The following is a 20,765-nucleotide window of genomic DNA, read 5'->3' as shown; positions in this document are numbered from 1 at the left end:
TATCCTTAAATAGTGTATTTTGTATTTGAATAATGAAGGGGTTTTTAATTAGAGAGAAGAAAAAGGGTTTTAAATTAAAAAACCGCCAACAAATTATCTTGACGGTTTTTACACATTATTTAAAAGTTGCTGACTTCATATTAGAAACGAATTGGGTTAATTCGGCTAGCATAACATCGGGTCTATTAAGATTATTCTCAATAATTTTAACTACAGCTGAACCTGAAATAGCACCAGCAGCACCATTTTTTATTGCTTGAGCAACTTGTTCAGGTTCAGATATACCAAATCCTTGCAGAGCAGGGGCGGCATTGTATTGTTTAAGTTTGTCTATTAAATGGGTTAATGGCATTTCAGCACGTTTCTCAGTTCCTGTAACACCCGCTCTTGATAATAAATAGGTATAACCGCGGCTGTGCTGTCCGATACTCTGCAATAATTCATCATCGCCATTTGGTGGACAGATAAAAATAGGGGCAATATTATGCTTCAAAGCAGCATCGCGAAACGGTTTAGACTCGCTCATAGGAACATCAGCAATTAAAACTGAATCGACACCGGCTTCTTGGCAGCGAATAAAAAAGTTTTCAATTCCATTGCTGAATACAAGATTTGCGTAGACTAATAAACCAATCGGAATTTCAGCATGTTTTTCTCGAATTCGTTTTAATAATTCAAAGCAAATTGTTGGTGTTATTTCACTTTTAAAAGCACGTAAATTGGCATTTTGAATCGTTGGGCCATCGGCAAGTGGGTCAGAAAAGGGAATACCAATTTCTAATGCGTCTGCTCCGCCAGAAATTAAGGCATCAACTATCTTTAAAGAAAGCTCAGCGTCAGGATCGCCTAAAGTAACAAAGGGAACGAAAGCACCTTGATTTTTATTTTCTAAACGTTGAAAAAGTTGTGTGTAACGTTCCATTAGATTTCTCCCTTACTTTTTAAAATATCGTGCACAGTAAAAATATCTTTATCGCCACGGCCGGATAAATTTACGATTAGCAATTGCTCTTTATTTGGCTCTTTTTCAGCCATTTTTAAAGCATAAGCTAAAGCATGTGAAGATTCGAGTGCGGGTATAATACCTTCTTTGCGCGACAGTAATTTAAATGCATTTAAAGCTTCATCATCCGTGATAGAAACATACTCAGCACGTCCAATACTGTTTAAATGGGCATGCTGAGGGCCAACAGAGGGAAAATCGAGACCTGCTGAAATAGAGTAAGATTCTTCGATTTGACCTTCATCTGTTTGCATCATCGGCGATTTCATACCAAAGTAAATACCCACTCGACCGTGTTTTAATGGCGCGCCATGTTGGCCTGATTCAATGCCTAAACCCGCAGGTTCGACACCAATAAGATTAACTTGCTCTTCAGGGATAAAAGAAGCGAACATACCAATTGCATTAGAGCCACCGCCAATACAAGCAATGACAGCATCAGGTAGACGTCCTTCTCGTTCTAAGATTTGTTGTTTGGCTTCATCTCCAATCATACGTTGAAATTCACGTACAATCGTTGGATAAGGGTGTGGGCCTGCGGCTGTTCCCAGCAGATAATGGGCATTTTCATAACTTCCAGACCAGTCTCTTAGTGCCTCATTACATGCATCTTTTAAGGTGGCTGAACCGCTATGTACAGGGATAACCTCTGCGCCCATCAGTCTCATTCTAAAGACGTTTGGTGACTGGCGTTCGACATCTTTTGCACCCATATAGATGCGACATTTCATATTGAGTAGAGCGCAAGCCAGTGCAGTTGCAACACCGTGTTGGCCTGCACCTGTTTCTGCAATGATCTCAGTTTTTCCCATTCGTTTAGCCAGTAAAGCTTGACCCAAAACTTGGTTCGTTTTATGCGCGCCACCGTGTAATAAATCTTCGCGTTTTAAATAAAGCTTAGTTTTGGTACCTTCCGTAAGATTACGGCATAAGGTGAGTGCTGTAGGGCGTCCCGCATAATTTTTAAGTAAGTCATGAAATTCTTTTAGAAACGCGGTATCACTTTGGGCTTCAATAAAGGCATCTTCTAACTGATTCAACGCTGGGATCAGAATTTCTGGGACATATTGCCCGCCGAATTCACCAAAATAGGGGTCTAATTTGCTCATTTTTTGTTATCCATTTCGTCAATTAAATTTAATAATATATTGTTGATATTGAATCAACGATATTTAAATAAGGGTTTGTTCCGCTTTTAGTGATGTAAAAATTTGATTTATTTTTTCTTCACTTTTAATTCCAGGTTCAATTTCAACACCTGTATTGAAATCGAGTCCGTTACACACTAATTGCGCGGCTTGTCGGCAATTTTCTATATTCAAACCACCAGCTATCATGATCCGATGCTTTATGGTTGTCGGGATTGTCGTCCAATCAAAAGTTTTTCCTGTACCACCATTGCCGTTATCAAGTAGTAATACATCGACTTGTGCTTGTTCATAGTCCGAAAAATGAGATTGTGACATATCAACGGCTTTCCAGATTTCACAATGCCCAGGAAGGAGATCGCGGAGTTGTTCAATATAATCTGCGGATTCACTACCATGAAGCTGTACCGCGGATAGTGCGAGTTGGCTTGCTATATGTGAAACAAAGTCTATGGATTGATTACGAAAAACACCTACAAATTTTAATGGAACTGAGTGAACGATCTGCTTTGCTTGTGACAATGTCACTTTTCGTGGGGATTTTTCAGCAAAAATTAGCCCACCAAAACTGGCGCCTGCAGTTAACGCCGCTTTTGCATCTTGCTCTCGGGTCAAGCCACAGACTTTATGCTCACCCACAAGTAATGTTTGTAGTGCTAACTCTAGGTTATCTTGTTCCATCAGCGCACTACCAATTAAAAACCCATTAGCAACATCACTTAATTCTCGAATATGCTGATGTCGGTTGATACCTGATTCGCTTATCACAATAGTCTCTTTGGCTAAGCGGGGTGCTAATTGACGAGTACGATTTAAATCGATAGATAAATCGCGTAAATCTCGGTTATTAATACCAACGACTTTAGCGTTTAATTTTATCGCGCGCTCTAACTCTTCCTCATTACTAACCTCAGTTAGTACACCCATGTTTAATTGATGCGCAACATCTGCTAGTGCAATATATTCCTCATTATTAAGCACGGATAACATAAGTAAAATAGCATCTGCTTGATAGTAACGAGCAAGATAAATTTGATATGAATCAACGATGAAATCTTTGCATAACACAGGTTGCTTAACGGTATTACTCACTATCGTTAAATACTCCATATTACCTTGAAAATATTTTTCATCAGTTAATACAGAAATTGCAGAAGCGTAAGGCGCATATGTTTTAGCGATCAGTTCAGGATTAAAATCCTGTCTAATTAATCCTTTTGAAGGAGAAGCCTTCTTACACTCTAAAATGAATACAGGGCGTTTTGCGCTTAACGCTTGATAAAAATTACGACGACTCGGTTCAACTTTAGTGATGAAACTATCTAATGGTTGCGTAATTTTTCGCTCTGCGAGATAAACAAATTTATCATCAACAATTTTTTGTAATACGGTTGCTTTCATTTTAGTGATCCCTTGCAGCTAGTGCAGTGACAAGATCAAAAGACTTGCCACTACGAATAATATTTAATGCGTGTTCGCTATTTTCTTTCAAGTTTTCATGACCATTAATGCGCATTAACATGGCCACATTTGCTGCTACCGCAGATTCATGAGCAGCTTCACCATGACCTTGTAGCAGATTGCTGAGTAAAATGCGATTTTCATCGGGCGTTCCACCTTCTAAATCACGGATTTGATAAGGCATTAAACCAAAGTCATCGGCAGTGAGTTGGTATTGGCGTAAAGCTCCATCTTTAAGCTCTGCAACTTGGGTCGTGGCATGCAAGGAAACCTCATCCATTCCACCACTGTGAACTACTGCTGCACGGGTGAAACCAAGCATTTGTAATGTTTTGGCTACAGGCTCTACAAGGGATGCTTGATAGACGCCAATTAACGCTAGCGGCGGCCGCGCAGGGTTAATTAATGGGCCGAGTACATTAAACAGTGTTCTTGTTTTTAATTGAGTGCGTACAGGTGCAGCATGGCGAAATCCACTGTGATACTGCGGCGCGAATAGAAAACACACGCCTAAATCATCAAGAGCATCACGCGCACTTTGTGCACTCAAATCTAATGCAATACCAAATGCAGATAATAAATCTGATGAACCTGAGCGACTAGAAACACTACGGTTACCATGTTTCGCCACTTTGATCCCCGATGCGGCGGCAACAAACGCGCTCGCTGTCGAAATGTTGATACTATTTGCGCCATCACCACCCGTACCTACAATATCACTAAATTGATAATCGGGACGAGGGAAAGGCTGCGCGTTTTCTAAACAAGCTAATGCAGCACCTGCGATTTCTTGTGGTTGCTCACCCCGCATTTTCATACTGATAAGCACGGCAGCTAGTTGTGATTCGGTCAGCTCACCTTGAATAATGGCATTAAATAAAAATTGGCTCTCTTGCTGTGTTATTGCTTTGCCATTAAATAATTTATCGTAAATATTTTGCATGATTGATTCTCTCTTTCCCATTAGTGCGAATGTTGTGTTGTTTTTTGATTGGGAGCAGAAAGAGCCCACGCCACTGTATTTTCTAACAACAATTTTCCCTGTGTGGTTAAGATAGACTCAGGATGAAACTGAAAACCGCAAACGCGGTCGTTATCATTGCGTACTGCCATGACCATGCCATTTGATTGCGCGCAGATAGTTAAAGATTCAGGAATTTGACTACCGACCAGTGAATGATAGCGAGCAACAGAAATTGGATTCTCTAAACCTGAAAACATCGCTAATTCATCATGGGTTGTCATTGATGACTTACCATGCAGTATTTCTCCTGCCGCTGAAACGGTGCCGCCGTATGCTTCTATAATGGCTTGATGACCCAAGCAAATTCCAATAATAGGAATTTGACCTTTTATTTTGCTTAGGACTTCAGGCATTGAGCCAGCTTCACTTGGCTTTCCTGGGCCTGGAGATAAAACCAAAATAGGCGACTCCATACCGTTTAAGACAGATAAAATATGTTCAACCGGTACAGTGTTACGATAAATCACGACTTGATGACCACTACAACGGAGTTGATCGACTAAGTTGTAAGTAAAGGAATCAACGTTATCTAGCAATAAAATATTCGCCATTAGAATAACTCCTTAACTTGGTGTGCTTGGGCAATAGCGCGAATAACCGCGCGTGCTTTATTACGGGTTTCATCAGCTTCAGCTTGAGGAGAGGAATCAAGAACAACGCCACCGCCTGCTTGTACCGTCGCAATGCCATTTTCGACATAAGCCGAACGAATAACGATGCAAGTATCAAAATCACCTTTTCCGTTGAAATAACCAACAGCACCACCATAAGAGCCACGACGTTCTTGTTCATATTGTGCAATCAATTGCATCGCCTTCACTTTTGGTGCTCCTGTTAATGTGCCCATGTTCATACAAGCTTGATATGCATGGAAAACATCAAGGTCGCTGCGTAATTTACCTACTACATGCGACACTAAGTGCATAACGAAAGAGTAGCGATCCACTTTCGTTAAATTAGCGACATAACGGCTACCCGCCTCACATATACGAGCGAGATCATTACGAGCAAGGTCAACTAACATAATGTGTTCTGCGAGTTCTTTTTCATCGGTACGCATAGACAGTTCGATACGGCTATCGAGATCAAGGTCAATTTCTCCTTGTGCATTACGGCCACGAGGCCGCGTTCCTGCAATAGGGTAGATCTCTACCTTTCGGCTGTCAGCGTTATATTTCAACGCGCTTTCTGGAGAGGCACCAAATAATGTGAAATCGCTATCTTGCATATAAAACATATAAGGGCTTGGGTTTTGTGCTTTAAGCTTCTGATAAGCGATGAGCGGATATAAGCATGGCATAGTGAATTTACGTGATGGGACGACTTGAAAAATATCGCCACGATAAATAGCTTCTTTTAATGAAGAAACCACGGTGCCATATTCGCTATCATCTTTATTAATGCTAACCGTAAAATTCACCAGAGACTCAGGTGGTAGTGCGGGTAAAAAAGGGCGGCAAGCAGCAATTATTTGATGATGACGTTGTGTCAGTGTTTCAATATGTAATTTGTTATCAGTAAAAATGCAGCTTTTAATACGAGCAGCTTGGTTCTGATGGTCGATCACTAAATAGTGCTCAGCGACAAAAAAACAGTAATCAGGACAGTTATTAATTGTTTTAACACGAGGCAATGACTCAAAATTTGCCACTAAGTCATAAGCAAATAATCCACCGATAAAAATATTTTCAGGTTTGCTTGAATGGGCTTGCGCCAGTGCAGGTAACGAACGTAATACATCTAAACAAGATGAAGCTTTTAAACGACTATCTTCATCTATATCATTATTTGGCGTAGTAAAGATAACCACTAAATTATCAATAGTTATTGTGCTACTTTCTATATGGTCGGTTAATTGTGAGAGTATTAAAGGTAATAATGCACGGCCGTTATCTGTTAAGGCTTCAATTTCAACACGTTGGCCAAAGGCACGAATACGTAACGAGCTTTCAACAATCAATAAACTTTGTAGGTTTGCTTTATTATTAATTTCAGCAGATTCCAACAACATGGTTGAAGGCTTATTTTGACATAAGTGATTAAACAGCAATGTTGGATCTGGTTGGTAGTTAATTGGGCTATCCAGATAATTAAAATGTGCTAATGTGGTGTTTTGTTTGTTCATTTTGTTGCCTTTACGCTAATTTCAGACATTAAAAAACCCGCTATATAAGAGCGGGTTCGGCACTGAGGCATGATTAATCTATGCGTGTGCAGCTTCCGCCCAATTTGGGAAGTCACGCCACCAACGATTTGATAAATTACATAAATTCATATAATGCCTCACTGGATAAACAGGGTTTAATTTTAAATCTTTTCGCTATAAGCTATCTTGCGTACTAGTAAACTGGATCGCGCGCTTTGTGTCAAGGATTTTTATTAATGATTTCAGAAATGTGATTTCAGAAAAATAGTTAAAATATAAAAAATGGAGTAGCTATAATTATGTCGCAAGTCTCGACACCATTACTAACTCGCTATGATTTGCATAGTCACACGAATGCTTCAGATGGCAATCTGACCCCTGCTGAATTAGTCGAGCGTGCGATAGAAATGGGCATAAATATTCTATCGATTACCGACCACGATACTTGTGATGGGCTTATTCAAGCCAGAGATTATATTCTTGAAAATCAACGGCCAATCGAACTAATTAATGGCGTTGAAATCTCGACTCTATGGGAAAATATAGAAATTCATATTGTGGGGTTAAATTTCTCAGTCTCTGCTAACTCAATGAAAAATTTGTTGAATGAACAATCGGCACGTCGGCTAGAACGAGGGCAAGAAATAGGTAGGCGATTACAAAAAGCAGGTATCGATGATGCTTGGGAGAATGCGGTTAAATTATCAGGTGGAGGGCAAGTAACACGCGCACATTTTGCTCAACATTTGGTTCAAATTGGTAAAGAAAAAAATATTAATAAAGTATTTAAACGTTATTTATCGAAAGGTAAAACAGGCTATGCACCAGCTCAATGGTGCAGTATTCAAGATTCGATAGAAGCGATTCATGCTGCGGGCGGTGTTGCTGTACTTGCCCATCCGTCTAAGTATCAACTATCAAATAAATGGTTAAAGCGAGTCATTGCTCATTTTAAAGAATGTCAGGGTGATGCGATGGAGGTTTCACATTGTCAGCAACCCCCACATGAAAAACAATTTTTGGCTGAGCTTGCGAAAACAGCAGATTTGAGAACGTCAGTGGGTTCAGATTTTCACCGCCCCTGTTCATGGATAGAGTTAGGTCGGAATTTATGGCTGCCAGATGATACTCAAGCTGTTTGGACGCTTTGGAATGAGGTCAAAACAGATTAAATCAAGTAAAACAGTTTGAAACTTTGATGTCTTATCGATGCGGTGTAGAATAATAATATTAACTTACCGTAAATTAAGCTTACTATAGGTTGCAATACGGTATTACACCCAAAACGATGATGTTATTTGATTAGATTGGGGTTTGGATTAGATAATCTATTAGATAAATGTATTGATAATTACCTTATTTTTCTCAATACATTAAAGTTTTGAAAGTAGATGGCATTACTATAATCATTTTACTAAGTGATGCATCGATATCAAATATTAGAGGTATGTATGAGTCAGTTTTTTTACATTCACCCGGATAATCCACAAGCTAGATTAATTAGCCAAAGTGTTGATATCTTAAATAAAGGTGGAGTTGTTGTTTATCCGACAGATTCTGGTTATGCCATCGGGTGTCGCTTAGAAGATAAAGACGCACTTGCACGAATTTGTCGCATCCGCAAAATCGATGTTAATCATAATTTCACTTTGATGTGTCGTGATCTATCTGAGATTTCTAATTATGCGCATGTTGATAATACGGTATTTCGCCTGATTAAAAATAATACGCCTGGCAACTATACTTTTATCTTGCGTGGAACGAAAGAAGTCCCACGCCGTTTGATGAATGAAAAACGTAAAACGATTGGGTTACGAGTGCCTTCAAATCCAATCGCACGGGATTTGTTAGAGGCGGTTGGCGAGCCATTAATGTCCACGAGTCTTATTATGCCTGGTGATGACTTTACCCAATCAGATCCAGAAGAAATCCGTGATTTACTTGATAAACAAGTGGATTTAGTTATTCATGGTGGCTATATCGGGCAAAAGCCAACAACAGTTATTGATTTTACCGATGATACTCCTGTTGTTCTGCGAGTCGGTACTGGTGACCCATCACCATTTGAATAAGAAATCGATTGTACTGAGATTTATTGTTGCAAAGAGTCGCAAAGATTAGTAATAGGGGTTCACTGCAAACCTGTGTATAATGCGCGGGTTTTTAAATTTATACTTTTTTGTGCTAGGCCTTAAGTTTAGTACAGCAAGTTATTTGACGCCTGTGAAGGCGACAGTAAGAGGGTTATATGAGCGATAAATCGCAAAAGACTGAAAAGTTACAAAAAATTCTAGCTCGCTCTGGGCATGGTTCCCGTCGAGAAGTTGAGACATTTTTACAAGCTGGTCGAGTCAGTGTTGATGGTAAAATTGCAACATTGGGCGATCGGGTTGAAGTTACAGCATCAACTAAAATTCGGTTAGATGGTCGCTTGTTAGCGATTAAAGAGCCTGAAAAAGAAATTTGCCGCGTTATGGCGTACTATAAGCCTGAAGGTGAATTATGTACACGCCATGATCCTGAAGGTCGTCCAACAGTATTTACTCGTTTGCCTAAGCTCACAGGAGCAAGATGGATAGCGGTAGGGCGTCTCGATGTTAATACGAGTGGTCTGTTGTTGTTTACGACAGATGGTGAATTAGCAAACAGATTGATGCATCCAAGTCGTGAAGTTGAACGTGAATACGCGGTTCGTGTTTTCGGTGAAATTAATGATGCGAAAATTCGTCAATTAACGATGGGTGTTCAATTAGAAGATGGTCCTGCCTCTTTTAAAACTGTTTCATACCGTGGTGGTGAAGGTATGAACCAGTGGTATAACGTGACTTTAACTGAAGGACGTAACCGTGAAGTTCGTCGCTTATGGGAATCTGTAGGTGTTCAAGTTAGTCGCTTGATCCGTGTACGTTACGGTGATATTGATTTACCTAAAGGGCTTCCTCGTGGTGGTTGGACTGAATTAGGTCTCGAGCAAACAAATTACCTAAGAGAATTAGTTGGGCTTTCCGTTGAAACGGAAAGCAAGGTTGCTGTTGAACGTGATCAGCGACGTCTGAAAGCGAATCAAATTCGTCGTGCGGTTAAGCGTGCGACTGAGGTAGCTTCAAGACCTGCATCTAAGCGCCAGGCATCAAAACCGAAACCAACTGCGAAACGCCGTACACGCATTTAGTTTGAGAGTGTTGTGTTGAACAAAAAGGTTATGGGATTGAGTCAGTTACCCATAACCTTTTTTGTTATATTAATTTATGATAATGAAGAAAATGTAATTACTTTTCTTGTCTCATTGATTTTAAATTAATTTTTTTGAATTGCATTCACAATAACTTTATTGCCAGAAATCGTACCCGTAGTTCCATTTGTTACTGTTGGGCTAGTGATTTTTGTGGTGTTATTTGAGCTTAGTATCCCATAACTATTTTCAATTCTAATAGCAGAATCAACAGTAAGGTTTTTACCTGCTGCAATTTTTCCGGCGTAGTTATCAAGGTTACCGACATTAATTTTTTGATTATTAGCACCCGTGATTGCTCCATAATTATTTTGCAATCCAGCTTTTAAAATAATATCAATATCGTTTCGAGCTATATTCTGCTTGTTAATATTAGCAGCAATGGAACCATACCAGTTATAAAGAGTATCCCCTTTAATGGTAATTGCACCATCATTGGTTTGTAATCCACCATTTTGATTTGTTAATCCAAACTTGGTGTTAACATATTGGAATTCATCACTATAGGTGTTATTCAATGCACTTGTTTCAATGTTTAAGTTACTTTCAGCATTGATCAAACCACCTAGGTTATTGAGGTCATGAGACTTTATATCTAAATTTTTAGCTTTAATATAACCTGCATTATTGCTTAATACTGATGTGGTTATATTACTTAGGCCATTATCAGAAATGATAGAACCCGTATTAACTAATTTATAAGTATCTATATTGATTAATTTACCACTATGAATTTTAGAGACAGAATCATTAGTTAGTGAAACCGAAGCATCAATATCCATTTTACCATTTTGTGCATTTAACTCAGAGCTCAATTGAGTTAGATTCATCGCACTTACGCTGACTTTGCGTTTAGCCGTTATTTTACTATTGGAGATATTATCAGCGGTTGATTGAGCCTTGATATTAAGATCTCTACCAGCGGTGACATTCGAGTTTTCGTTAAGTAAGCTAATTGCATTGATAGAAACATCGCGTTCAGCAATAAAGCCTTTATTCGGATTGTTGGGAAGTTGAATACTATCTCTATTATATATGGCACCCGTAGAGTGAATGTTAATATCACCATTAGTTGATTTAAATAAACCATTATCATTCACGAGTGTATTTGAAATCGTGTTAATATCTTTAGCGGCTTTAATCACGCCATTTGCATTAGTAATATAGCCTAATGTGGTGATATTTACATTTCCTTTATTTGCCTCAATTCTACCATTATTGTTATTTAACGTATTGGGATTAGATATGGTGATATCGATATCATTATTTGCATTTATGACGCTATTGTTGGTTAGACCCATTGATTTAATGTTGATCGAACCTGAGGAGGTTATATTGGCAGAAGTATTGATTAGTCCTCCAGAAGTATCGATCAATAAACCGCCATTACCAACAGAAATATTACCAGCGTTAGTGACGCCAACACCATTTTCAGTTGTGATTAAATAAATTTTGTCAGCATACATACCACCTATAGCAGATACATCAATGCCAACGATGGGTTGAGCTCCCGCTCCCGTTGTACGTCCAACAACTTGACCATTATTATTGACAATATTATTACCGGCAGTTGCGGTGATATTTTTTGCACTAATAACTCCGTTGACGGCAATTGAACGAGCGATAATATCGGTAGGTGAGTTAGTATCAAAATGGCTATTAATAGTCACTTTTCCTTTCTCAACATTGTAACCTGTAATTGAACCATCATTGGCTAAAATAACATTACCGGTAGTGAGTGTTGCGCGATTGGTATTAATAAATCCACAGTTATTGCAGGTTATTCCAGAAGCATTGGCAACAATGACTTGTGCTTTACCACCAGCGACTTCAATCATGCCATTTAAGGTGGTTGCAGATACTGAATTAACTTCATTTAAAATAACTTTAGCTCTGCCATTTGTAAGATTAGCATTACCACCAACTCTACCGCCTATTTGTGTATTACTATTATTTGCACTGTTGTTTAAAATAACACCTTTTTGGTCAACATCAAATGCACTATAAATATTATGAGATACGCCATTTTGACTAGGTGCTTTGATATGAACAATAGTAGGGCCATTTCCTTGGGTTAAGATACCCGCACCATTTGTTGATGTGATTGCACCTTGAGCAACGGTCGATAATCCTAATATAATTGAAACACATAAAAATACAGGTTTAATTTTCAATATTGGTGTATTGGAACTATTATTTAAATAATTTTTCATATATATATCCTTTAAACTTAAAATAGACAGAATCTAAAATAATTAACAATCCATTATTGCAGTTAAATTATGATGCAATAAAACTTTAAATAAAAATTAATAATATTAAAGTTGATTATGAAATTGTACGGTGGTTGAAAGTAAGTTCAATCACAAATATGCAGGATTAAATATATTTAAATAAATAAATTTCTTTTTGTTCAATAAGTAGCAATTACTCTAGTATTGACATAATGGGGATTAATACTAAGGTAATTACACTTATGTATAAATGATGTTTTTGTATTTATAGTTAAGTTATTCTAATAAGGATAATCTAACTGATATTTAATCTAATGAATATTTTTTTTGATGTTGTGATTTATTAAATATAATTAACGCTTTTATAGGATAATGTCTATTAAATGTAATATTTAAATTCATTTTTTTGATATTTTTAAAATATAAAAATTAATTTACTCAATAGTGTTTTTGTTTTTTTGAATTAAATTCCCATATTTGATGAGAAACACATCAATTTATCGTTTAAAATCTCTCGGTATAAATTGGCTGAAATTCTAAGGTTACGTCAGTGCTGTAATTACCTCATATTAGAAAAATTTCTCGTGGTTACATTAATTTTAATTATGTTTTATCACAAAATTGTTCAATTTAGATTGAGATAATTTCATTTATACACTATTTTGATGTAGATCAAAATTAAAATAGGTTATGGCTTTTTATGACGGCTTTCCAATTAGTGCGTTGGCTAGGAATATTGAGTATTAGCATCTCTGGTTGCGATGTTTATCAACCAATACAGCCTGAAAGTGGTCGGTTTTATTTTAGTAATGATATGGGGGAAGATGTCGTTTTTTTAATTGATGAAAAATCTGTCGTTATCCCCAAACATACGGTTGGAAGTCTATTTTTAGGTGTTGGTATGCATACTATGTCAACGAGAGATAATCAATTAATCAAATTTATGGTTTATCCAGATAATAAAGGTGGAATATTAAACCCGCAGCACCAGCTATACTACAGCTACAATTTCGTACATGGTACGAATGGTATCCCTTCAATTTATCACTTAACTACTCAGGATGTGATCGTGAGTGATTATCATCTCAAGGGGAAAATTAATAGTAGCAATCATTATGTTATTGATAATAATGCATTTAACTGTGATTTTGCTATTGGTGATGAAGTGCCTAATATTCTGACAACTTATACAGGGGTCAGCCAAGTGAAAACGAAATGTTTTTCTCGCCAAGAATTACTTGATTTGCTTCGTAGTGATGATGCTTTGATATCGCAGTTATTAGTAAAAAAGGTATTTTATAATGAAAAAGAGTCAGTCACATTAATCTTTGATTATCCGTTAACTGCACCTAATTTTACTGATGAAAATTTGCAAATGTATGCACAAGATATATTTGAACTTCTTAATGACTATAGAGGTTCAACAGATTCAGATAAGAAGCAATTTTATTATAACCAATACCATAAACTAGTTTCTCGAATGACACGTATTTATGGGCAATTAGGTAGTGAAGAGTATTCGATGGTGGAAAAGCAAAAATATCTTACGTTTATGAGCCAGACAAGGGCGATATTTAATGCAGGAATTCTGATGCTTAATTAGTTTGAATGAGTTTATGACGAGTTTAATAGCCAATAACAACGTTATTGGCTATTAAGTTTATTACCAATCAATCCCTTTTTGAGCTTTAACGCCAATATCAAAGGCATGTTTTATTGGGCGCATTTCAGTGACGGTATCTGCGAGAGCTAATAAATCTCGATGGCAACCACGACCCGTTATGATAACGGATTGGTTATCAGGTCTATTTTGTAATGCAGTGATGACATCTTCTAAGGGAAGGTAGTGATAGCTAACCATATAAGTTAATTCATCAAGGATAACTAAATCGATCTGAGGGTTAGCTAACAACTGTTTAGCGTGATGCCATGTTTCAAGGCACGCGAGCGTATCTGTTTCTCGATTTTGAGTGTCCCACGTGAAACCGGTATTCATCACATAAAAAGGAACTCCATGAGGTTCAAGTAACTCACGTTCGCCATTGTCCCAGCTACCTTTGATAAATTGGACTACAGCCGCTTTTTTGCCATGACCAACACTTCGACAAACGGTACCAAAAGCCGCTGTTGTTTTCCCTTTACCATTTCCCGTGAATACGAGCAGAATACCGCGTTCAAGTTGCGCCGCTTCAATGCGTGCATCAACTTTTTCTTTTAAGCGTTGTTGACGTGTTTCATGTCGGTTTTGTGACATAAAGTTACTCCGCTGGACCTGCTTTACGTCCAGGCTGTGCATCATAGCTAGTGCCTGTTTTACGTAAGCTATCGTCACCCATTAAGTAAATATAGATTGGCATAATTTCTTCGGGAGTTTTCAAATTCTGAGCGTTTTCTTCAGGGAAAGCACTTGCGCGCATACTGGTGCGTGTTCCACCTGGATTAATACAATTTACGCGTAATTGAGTATGTTTATATTCTTCTGCAAGAACTTGCATTAAACCTTCGGTCGCAAATTTAGAGACAGCATATGCTCCCCAACCTATACGACCTTGTTTGCCAACACTAGAGCTAGTAAAGATTAATGAAGCCGTAGGTGCTTTTAACAATAAAGGTAATAGGGCTTGAGTCAGCATAAAAGTGGCATTTACATTAACTTGCATAACGTCGTGCCATAATTGAGTTGGTTGTTCTGTGATGGGTGCAACAACACCAAGAATACCTGCGTTATGTAACACGCCATCAAGGTGAGGAGATATCTTTGCAACGTTATTAGCTAAAGAATGACAGTCATCACTCGTTGCTGTTAGTAAATCTAAAATATGAATTTGGGCTGGTTTACCTGTCAAGTTTGTTATCTCTTGACTGACCGATTCCAGTTTTTGTCGAGTTCTTCCGACTAATATTAACGATGCACCAAAGCGGGCATAAGTTAAAGCCGCTTCACGACCAATGCCATCACCTGCGCCTGTTACTAAGATAGTTTTACCCTTTAAAAGGTCTTGTCTTGGCTGATATTGAAGCATATTCTTTCCTATCATATTTATTAACATATTGTCGGTATCATCGCACTAATCGTGTTTCTTGGCTAATCTTACATAGATGTTAGTCTATTTTTATGTGGCAATATGACTTTTTTCTGGTTGTTTGGTTACAATCATGAGACTATTTTTTATTAAAGATTAATATTAGAAGGATCAATTTGTGGAGTATTTCTCTTTGTATGGACTATTTTTAGCAAAAGTTGTCACAATTGTGGTTGCTATTGTTTTACTTGCCGTTTTTGTATTTGGTGCAGGAATGCGTCGTCAAGGTGCTAAAGGTTCTTTAAAAATCACTGATTTAGGTGAAAATTACCGTGAGCGTCAGCGTCAAATGCAGCAAATCAAAATGAATGATTCTGAGCAAAAAGCTTGGTTAAAAGCATTTAAGAAACAGCTTAAATTAAAATCAAAAAGTGAGAAATCTGGCGCTAAAGTAGGACAAACTGCGGTTAAAAAGCCTTGTTTATATGTATTAGACTTCAAAGGAAGTATGGACGCGCGTGAAGTGACTTCTTTAAGAGAAGAAATCAGCGCTATCCTTGCGGTTGCGGATCAACAAGATGAAGTTTTACTGCGTTTGGAAAGTCCAGGTGGAATGGTCCATGGTTATGGCTTGGCGGCTTCTCAATTAGTGAGATTAAAAGAAAAAAATATCCCGCTAACTGTCGCTGTTGACAAAGTGGCAGCGAGTGGGGGATATATGATGGCTTGTATCGCAAGCAAAATAATTGCCGCGCCATTTTCTATTATTGGATCGATTGGTGTTGTCGCCCAAGTTCCTAATATTCATCGTTTACTCAAAAAACATGATGTTGATGTTGAATTGCATACAGCTGGTGAATTCAAAAGAACGTTAACCATGTTAGGTGAAAATACCGAACAAGGTCGCAAAAAATTTGTCGAAGATTTAAATTCAACTCATGAATTGTTTAAACAGTTTGTGCATATGAACCGTCCATCGCTTGATATCGATGCAGTCGCCACGGGTGAATATTGGTATGGTTCGCAAGCTATAGAGAAAGGTTTAGTTGACCAAATTGGTGTGAGCGATGATGCGATAATTAATGCGATTGATACCAAAGAAATTATCAGTATTCGTTACGTAATAAGTAAAAAAGTGATGGATAGGTTTACAGGTAGCGTTTCAGAAAATATTGACAAATTATTATTGCGCTGGTGGCAGCGTGGCCAAAAACCATTTTTATAATTGCTCGATAATTCGCAAATATTTTATTATCAAACTAATATATAAATTACCGGCGTCAAGCCGGTAATTTTTTTCAGGTCATTCATCATTCAGACGATACTGTTCTGAAAGTATATGTGCTAGGTGTTTATACATATTGAAAGCTGCGGTACTTTTAATGGTAGGAATTCCATTGTCATCTAAAAAGAACTCGCCTTTGAACACTAAAGTATTGCGATGTTGCTCTACAGTATTCACAAACATGCCATGAATATAATCATCGTGTTTCTGTATGATATCATTGGCTTTTTCAAGTAGTTCTTTTTTTGTAATGTATTGGATATTATCTTGCATTGAATCGCTCCCTTGAAAAAATAATTGGTTGCTTATAGCATTTTATCAGGTACAGTGTGTGTTTTTCAATAGTATTTAAACAACATAATCCGGTTAAAATCAGTTGATTAGAGCGTTTTATCTGTTTTTTATAATAACGTGACTGAGATTAGAAGTTTTGTTTCAATACAAATTATTGTACAAAAACATATTGATATATTGTGATTGTGTCGCAATATAAAAAAGAGATTTCCATTTTGCGCATTTTAATGCAGAAATGCGCCATTGTTGATATTTAGGTAAAGGTAACTATGGGTAAAGCTCTTGTTATAGTGGAGTCCCCGGCAAAAGCCAAGACAATCAATAAGTATCTTGGAAGTGGCTACGTTGTGAAAAGCAGCGTTGGTCACATTCGTGATCTGCCGAAAAGCGGCTCTAGTTCACAAACCGGCTCACAAAAAAAGAGTACAGACTCATCTACCGATAAAACCAAAAAGGTGAAAAAAGATCCTCAAGAAGCGTTAGTTAAACGCATGGGGATTGACCCTTACCATGGTTGGAAAGCAAATTATCAAATTTTGCCCGGTAAGGAAAAAGTCGTTTCTGAACTCCAAGCATTGGCAGCAGATGCTGACCATGTCTATCTCGCGACGGATCTCGACCGCGAAGGGGAAGCGATTGCTTGGCATTTGCGTGAAGTTATCGGTGGTGATGAATCACGTTTTAGCCGTGTCGTATTTAATGAAATAACTAAAAATGCGATCACACAAGCGTTTGAAAGCCCTGGCGAGTTGAATATCGATAGGGTAAATGCTCAGCAAGCTCGTCGCTTCATGGACCGAGTAGTGGGATACATGGTATCGCCATTATTATGGAAAAAAGTGGCTCGTGGTCTTTCTGCTGGTCGAGTACAATCGGTTGCAGTACGATTAATTGTTGAGCGTGAACGCGAAATTAAAGCATTTGTTCCTGTCGAATATTGGGAATTACATGCAGATTTATCTGATAAAGATGTGACAAACTTACGTATGGAAGTCACTTCTCAAGCAGGTAAAGCATTTAAGCCAGTCAATAAAGCACAAACAGATGCGGCAGTTAAATTGCTTGAAAAAGCTCGTTTTCAGGTTATTGACCGTGAAGATAAGCCGACATCAAGTAAGCCAAGTGCGCCATATATCACTTCAACCTTACAGCAAGCAGCCAGTACGCGCCTTGGCTTTGGTGTGAAGAAAACGATGATGATGGCTCAACGCCTTTATGAAGCCGGTTATATAACCTATATGCGTACTGACTCAACTAATTTGAGTCAGGATGCATTAGATATGGTTCGTGGCTATATAAATGACAATTTTGGTGCAAAGTATTTACCAAAAGATGCCAACGTTTATAGCAGTAAAGATAATTCTCAAGAAGCGCACGAAGCTATCCGACCTTCAAGTGTAGATGTTCTACCTGAAACACTGAAGGATATGGAAAATGATGCCAAACGGTTGTATCAGCTTATTTGGAATCAGTTTGTTGCTTGTCAAATGACACCAGCAAAATATGATTCGACGACGCTGACAGTTAAAGCGGGTGATTTTGAGTTAAAAGCCAAAGGACGTACTTTACGTTTTGATGGTTGGACTCGAGTGATGGCTGCGTTACGTAAAAACGATGAAGATAAAACTTTGCCACCTATTCAAGTGGGTTCAGAGCTATCTTTAGTTGAATTATTACCAACGCAACATTTTACTAAGCCACCTGCTCGCTTTAGTGAAGCATCGTTAGTTAAAGAATTAGAAAAACGAGGTATTGGACGTCCATCTACTTACGCTGCCATCATTTCGACTATCCAAGATAGAGGATATGCGAAAGTTGATAACCGTCGTTTCTATGCAGAAAAGATGGGTGAAATCGTCACAGATAGATTGGAAGAGAATTTCAATGATCTGATGAACTACGATTTTACAGCTAAAATGGAAGACCAACTTGACCATGTAGCGAATCACAGTGCAGATTGGAAAGCGGTATTAGATGAGTTCTTTTCCGACTTTAGTAAGCAGCTTGAAGTTGCAGAAAAAGATCCGGAAGAAGGCGGAATGCGTACCAATCCAATGGTTATCACATCTATCACCTGTCCTGATTGTTCTCTCCATATGGGAATTCGCACAGCATCTACTGGTGTATTCCTCGGATGCTCTGGGTATGCTTTACCGCCTAAAGAACGTTGTAAGAAAACAATTAATTTAATTCCAGAAGATGAAGTGCTTAATATTCTGGAAGGTGAAGACGCTGAAACTAATGCTTTAAGAGCAAAACGTCGTTGTCCAAAATGTGGTACTGCGATGGATAGTTATTTGATTGATAATCAACGTAAGCTGCATGTTTGTGGTAATAATCCAGCTTGTGAAGGTTATGAGATCGAAGAAGGCGAATTCCGTATCAAAGGTTATGATGGCCCAGTCATTGAATGTGACAAATGTGGTTCTGAAATGCACTTGAAAATGGGGCGTTTTGGTAAGTACATGGGTTGTACTAATGAAGAATGTAAAAACACACGTAAAATCTTAAGAAGTGGTGAAATAGCCCCGCCGAAAGAAGATCCTGTTCCGTTGCCGGAATTACCGTGTGAAAAGTCAGATGCTTATTTTGTTCTACGTGATGGCGCCGCAGGTGTATTCCTCGCTGCCAATACATTCCCTAAATCGAGGGAAACTAGAGCACCATTAGTTGAAGAGTTACAACGATTTAAAGATAGATTACCTGAAAAATTAGCTTACTTAGCGGAAGCACCAGCGAAAGATCCTGAAGGTAATTCAACTGTTGTACGTTTTAGTCGCAAGACTAAACAGCAATATGTGTCTTCTGAAAAGAATGGCAAAGCAACGGGTTGGAGTGCTTTTTATGTCGATGGTAAGTGGGTAGTTAAAGAAAAGTAATTGCATTTGAAAAAATGAAACTCATAAAAATACCAGTCAGCTAAGTTGACTGGTATTTTTTTATTGGGGTATCCAAGAATCCCAAGCAGGAACAGGTTGCAATTCTGAGATAAGAAAATCAATAAATGATCTTATTTTAGGATTACTGTATTTACTTGGGAAATAAAGCGCATATAAAGCATGAGTTTCATAAGTCACATTCCCATCAAGTAATAACGGTATTAATTCTTCTTTTTGAATATGGTCGCCAATAAGATAAGTGGGTAACCAAGCAACACCTTGGTTTTCTAGCACAGATTTCAGTAGAACTAAGCTGCTATTTGCCTGAATAGGAGCTCTAACTTTCAATTGATGCTGGCGGTTATGTTCATCGGTCATTTTTATTGGGGGCGTCAGCCCTGGATAAATAAGGCAATCGTGATCTACCAAATCAGTGCGCCTCATCGGAAAACCTTTTTTAGCCAAGTAATCTGATGTTGCACAATAAGCCCATCGAATAGGCGCTAGTTTACGCATGGCGTAATTCTGTGGGGGAGATGACGATATTCTTAATGCAATATCAAAGTCGGTATCATTTAAATTAACAAAGTCATCGTTAAGGTCAATGTATAAATTAACATCTGGACACTGCTCACGATATTTATCAATTAAATTAACTAGACGAGAATAGCCAAAAGCAATGGAACAGGTAATACGCAATTCTCCCTGAGGATATTCGTAATAGCTAGATGTTGCATTCAACGTATCATCGAATTCTTTCAATAACTTAAGTGCCCGATTAAAAAAATACTGTCCAGCATCCGTCAATGTAATGCTACGCGTTGTTCTTTTAATTAATGTTGTTCCTAATGTATTTTCCATCGCTGCTAAATTTTTACTGACCGCTGAAGGCGAAACATTAAGTTGTGTGGCGGCTTCAGAAAGACCTCCACATTCAACAATTTTAACAAAAAACTCTAAATTCTTGAGTGAAATTGGCGAGCTCATTCTTTCCTTTAATTCACAAGTGATTTGAGAAAACAGTATCAATATGCCA

The 20,765-nt window shown here is 38.0% G+C and carries 15 protein-coding genes, 1 pseudogene and 1 other annotated feature; of the genes and pseudogenes, 6 read left to right on the top strand and 10 right to left on the bottom strand.

From position 1 onward, the window contains the following. Positions 1–115: 115 nt before the first annotated feature. From trpA to ACTH6U_RS02940, 5 genes and pseudogenes are all read right to left on the bottom strand, one after another. Positions 116–922, bottom strand: coding sequence for a tryptophan synthase subunit alpha (trpA, locus tag ACTH6U_RS02960; protein ID WP_441831557.1), 807 nt, complete (start codon positions 920–922; stop codon positions 116–118). Continuing rightward, entirely contained in the window at positions 922–2,112 is a 1,191-nt protein-coding gene (gene trpB / locus ACTH6U_RS02955; protein ID WP_441831556.1) for a tryptophan synthase subunit beta, read from the bottom strand. The genes trpA and trpB overlap by 1 nt, the downstream gene beginning before the upstream one ends. A 63-nt stretch (positions 2,113–2,175) precedes the next feature. Next, positions 2,176–3,552, bottom strand: a complete 1,377-nt coding sequence (gene trpCF, locus ACTH6U_RS02950) for a bifunctional indole-3-glycerol-phosphate synthase TrpC/phosphoribosylanthranilate isomerase TrpF (protein WP_441831555.1) — start codon at positions 3,550–3,552, stop codon at positions 2,176–2,178. A 1-nt stretch (position 3,553) separates the two neighbouring features. Then, positions 3,554–5,187 (bottom strand): annotated as a pseudogene (gene trpD / locus ACTH6U_RS02945) (bifunctional anthranilate synthase glutamate amidotransferase component TrpG/anthranilate phosphoribosyltransferase TrpD). Further along, on the bottom strand, positions 5,187–6,761 hold the full coding sequence (locus ACTH6U_RS02940; RefSeq protein WP_294106098.1) for an anthranilate synthase component 1: 1,575 nt from the start codon (positions 6,759–6,761) through the stop codon (positions 5,187–5,189). Before ACTH6U_RS02940 ends, trpD begins: the two are co-directional and overlap by 1 nt. Positions 6,762–6,788: 27 nt before the next feature. Then, positions 6,789–6,890, bottom strand: a sequence feature (Trp leader region). A gap of 191 nt (positions 6,891–7,081) precedes the next feature. Between ACTH6U_RS02940 and rnm the strand changes: the two genes are divergently transcribed. The 3 genes from rnm (at position 7,082) to rluB (ending at position 9,954) form a co-directional block, all read left to right on the top strand. Then, complete coding sequence (gene rnm, locus ACTH6U_RS02935) at positions 7,082–7,954, top strand: RNase RNM (protein ID WP_434719012.1); 873 nt, start codon at positions 7,082–7,084, stop codon at positions 7,952–7,954. A gap of 279 nt (positions 7,955–8,233) precedes the next feature. After that, positions 8,234–8,854 carry an L-threonylcarbamoyladenylate synthase gene (locus ACTH6U_RS02930; RefSeq protein WP_294106101.1) on the top strand — a complete coding sequence of 207 codons (621 nt, stop codon included), beginning with the start codon at positions 8,234–8,236 and terminating at the stop codon, positions 8,852–8,854. 176 nt (positions 8,855–9,030) lie between these two features. Beyond that, positions 9,031–9,954 (top strand): 23S rRNA pseudouridine(2605) synthase RluB, encoded by a 924-nt coding sequence (rluB, locus tag ACTH6U_RS02925; protein WP_294106102.1) that lies wholly within the window; start codon positions 9,031–9,033, stop codon positions 9,952–9,954. A gap of 125 nt (positions 9,955–10,079) precedes the next feature. On the opposite strand, the gene ACTH6U_RS02920 is transcribed toward rluB, so the two are convergent. Continuing rightward, positions 10,080–12,227, bottom strand: coding sequence for a two-partner secretion domain-containing protein (locus tag ACTH6U_RS02920; RefSeq protein ID WP_441831554.1), 2,148 nt, complete (start codon positions 12,225–12,227; stop codon positions 10,080–10,082). Between the two features lie 721 nt (positions 12,228–12,948). Between ACTH6U_RS02920 and ACTH6U_RS02915 the strand changes: the two genes are divergently transcribed. Beyond that, positions 12,949–13,851: a hypothetical protein gene (locus ACTH6U_RS02915; protein ID WP_441831553.1), complete on the top strand. Its 903-nt coding sequence runs from the start codon at positions 12,949–12,951 to the stop codon at positions 13,849–13,851. 60 nt (positions 13,852–13,911) lie between these two features. Here ACTH6U_RS02915 and cobO read toward each other — a convergent pair whose 3' ends face one another. Together cobO and ACTH6U_RS02905 are read right to left on the bottom strand one after the other, a co-directional pair. Continuing rightward, positions 13,912–14,502: a cob(I)yrinic acid a,c-diamide adenosyltransferase gene (gene cobO, locus ACTH6U_RS02910; protein ID WP_441831552.1), complete on the bottom strand. Its 591-nt coding sequence runs from the start codon at positions 14,500–14,502 to the stop codon at positions 13,912–13,914. Positions 14,503–14,506: 4 nt separating this feature from the next. Beyond that, positions 14,507–15,271 (bottom strand): YciK family oxidoreductase, encoded by a 765-nt coding sequence (locus ACTH6U_RS02905; RefSeq protein ID WP_294106110.1) that lies wholly within the window; start codon positions 15,269–15,271, stop codon positions 14,507–14,509. Positions 15,272–15,449: 178 nt separating this feature from the next. On the opposite strand from ACTH6U_RS02905, the gene sohB reads away from it, so the two are divergent. After that, positions 15,450–16,496 (top strand): protease SohB, encoded by a 1,047-nt coding sequence (gene sohB, locus ACTH6U_RS02900; protein WP_294106113.1) that lies wholly within the window; start codon positions 15,450–15,452, stop codon positions 16,494–16,496. 78 nt (positions 16,497–16,574) lie between these two features. Here sohB and ACTH6U_RS02895 read toward each other — a convergent pair whose 3' ends face one another. Then, positions 16,575–16,829 carry a DUF2498 family protein gene (locus ACTH6U_RS02895; RefSeq protein WP_336430033.1) on the bottom strand — a complete coding sequence of 85 codons (255 nt, stop codon included), beginning with the start codon at positions 16,827–16,829 and terminating at the stop codon, positions 16,575–16,577. 290 nt (positions 16,830–17,119) lie between these two features. Here ACTH6U_RS02895 and topA point away from each other — a divergent pair, with 290 nt between their 5' ends. Continuing rightward, a complete protein-coding gene (topA, locus tag ACTH6U_RS02890) occupies positions 17,120–19,729 on the top strand; it encodes a type I DNA topoisomerase (RefSeq protein ID WP_294106115.1) in 2,610 nt (869 codons plus the stop codon). A 60-nt stretch (positions 19,730–19,789) separates the two neighbouring features. Here the strand turns inward: topA and ACTH6U_RS02885 are convergent, their stop codons facing one another. Beyond that, positions 19,790–20,716 (bottom strand): LysR family transcriptional regulator, encoded by a 927-nt coding sequence (locus tag ACTH6U_RS02885; RefSeq protein ID WP_294106117.1) that lies wholly within the window; start codon positions 20,714–20,716, stop codon positions 19,790–19,792. Positions 20,717–20,765: the final 49 nt, after the last annotated feature.

The sequence above is a fragment of the Providencia sp. genome, assembly GCF_052096715.1.
Classification (GTDB): Bacteria; Pseudomonadota; Gammaproteobacteria; order Enterobacterales; family Enterobacteriaceae; genus Providencia.
Note: the sequence above shows the minus strand (reverse complement) of the source record. Positions and strands in the feature narration are given on the sequence as shown.

Coding starts and splice junctions, on each gene's coding strand:
- trpA (WP_441831557.1), bottom strand. CDS start 922: ATGGAACGTTACACACAACTTTTTCAACGTTTAGAAAATAAAAATCAA.
- ACTH6U_RS02920 (WP_441831554.1), bottom strand. CDS start 12,227: ATGAAAAATTATTTAAATAATAGTTCCAATACACCAATATTGAAAATT.
- ACTH6U_RS02940 (WP_294106098.1), bottom strand. CDS start 6,761: ATGAACAAACAAAACACCACATTAGCACATTTTAATTATCTGGATAGC.
- ACTH6U_RS02895 (WP_336430033.1), bottom strand. CDS start 16,829: ATGCAAGATAATATCCAATACATTACAAAAAAAGAACTACTTGAAAAA.
- trpCF (WP_441831555.1), bottom strand. CDS start 3,552: ATGAAAGCAACCGTATTACAAAAAATTGTTGATGATAAATTTGTTTAT.
- ACTH6U_RS02915 (WP_441831553.1), top strand. CDS start 12,949: ATGACGGCTTTCCAATTAGTGCGTTGGCTAGGAATATTGAGTATTAGC.
- ACTH6U_RS02930 (WP_294106101.1), top strand. CDS start 8,234: ATGAGTCAGTTTTTTTACATTCACCCGGATAATCCACAAGCTAGATTA.
- ACTH6U_RS02885 (WP_294106117.1), bottom strand. CDS start 20,716: ATGAGCTCGCCAATTTCACTCAAGAATTTAGAGTTTTTTGTTAAAATT.
- cobO (WP_441831552.1), bottom strand. CDS start 14,502: ATGTCACAAAACCGACATGAAACACGTCAACAACGCTTAAAAGAAAAA.
- ACTH6U_RS02905 (WP_294106110.1), bottom strand. CDS start 15,271: ATGCTTCAATATCAGCCAAGACAAGACCTTTTAAAGGGTAAAACTATC.
- topA (WP_294106115.1), top strand. CDS start 17,120: ATGGGTAAAGCTCTTGTTATAGTGGAGTCCCCGGCAAAAGCCAAGACA.
- rnm (WP_434719012.1), top strand. CDS start 7,082: ATGTCGCAAGTCTCGACACCATTACTAACTCGCTATGATTTGCATAGT.
- trpB (WP_441831556.1), bottom strand. CDS start 2,112: ATGAGCAAATTAGACCCCTATTTTGGTGAATTCGGCGGGCAATATGTC.
- rluB (WP_294106102.1), top strand. CDS start 9,031: ATGAGCGATAAATCGCAAAAGACTGAAAAGTTACAAAAAATTCTAGCT.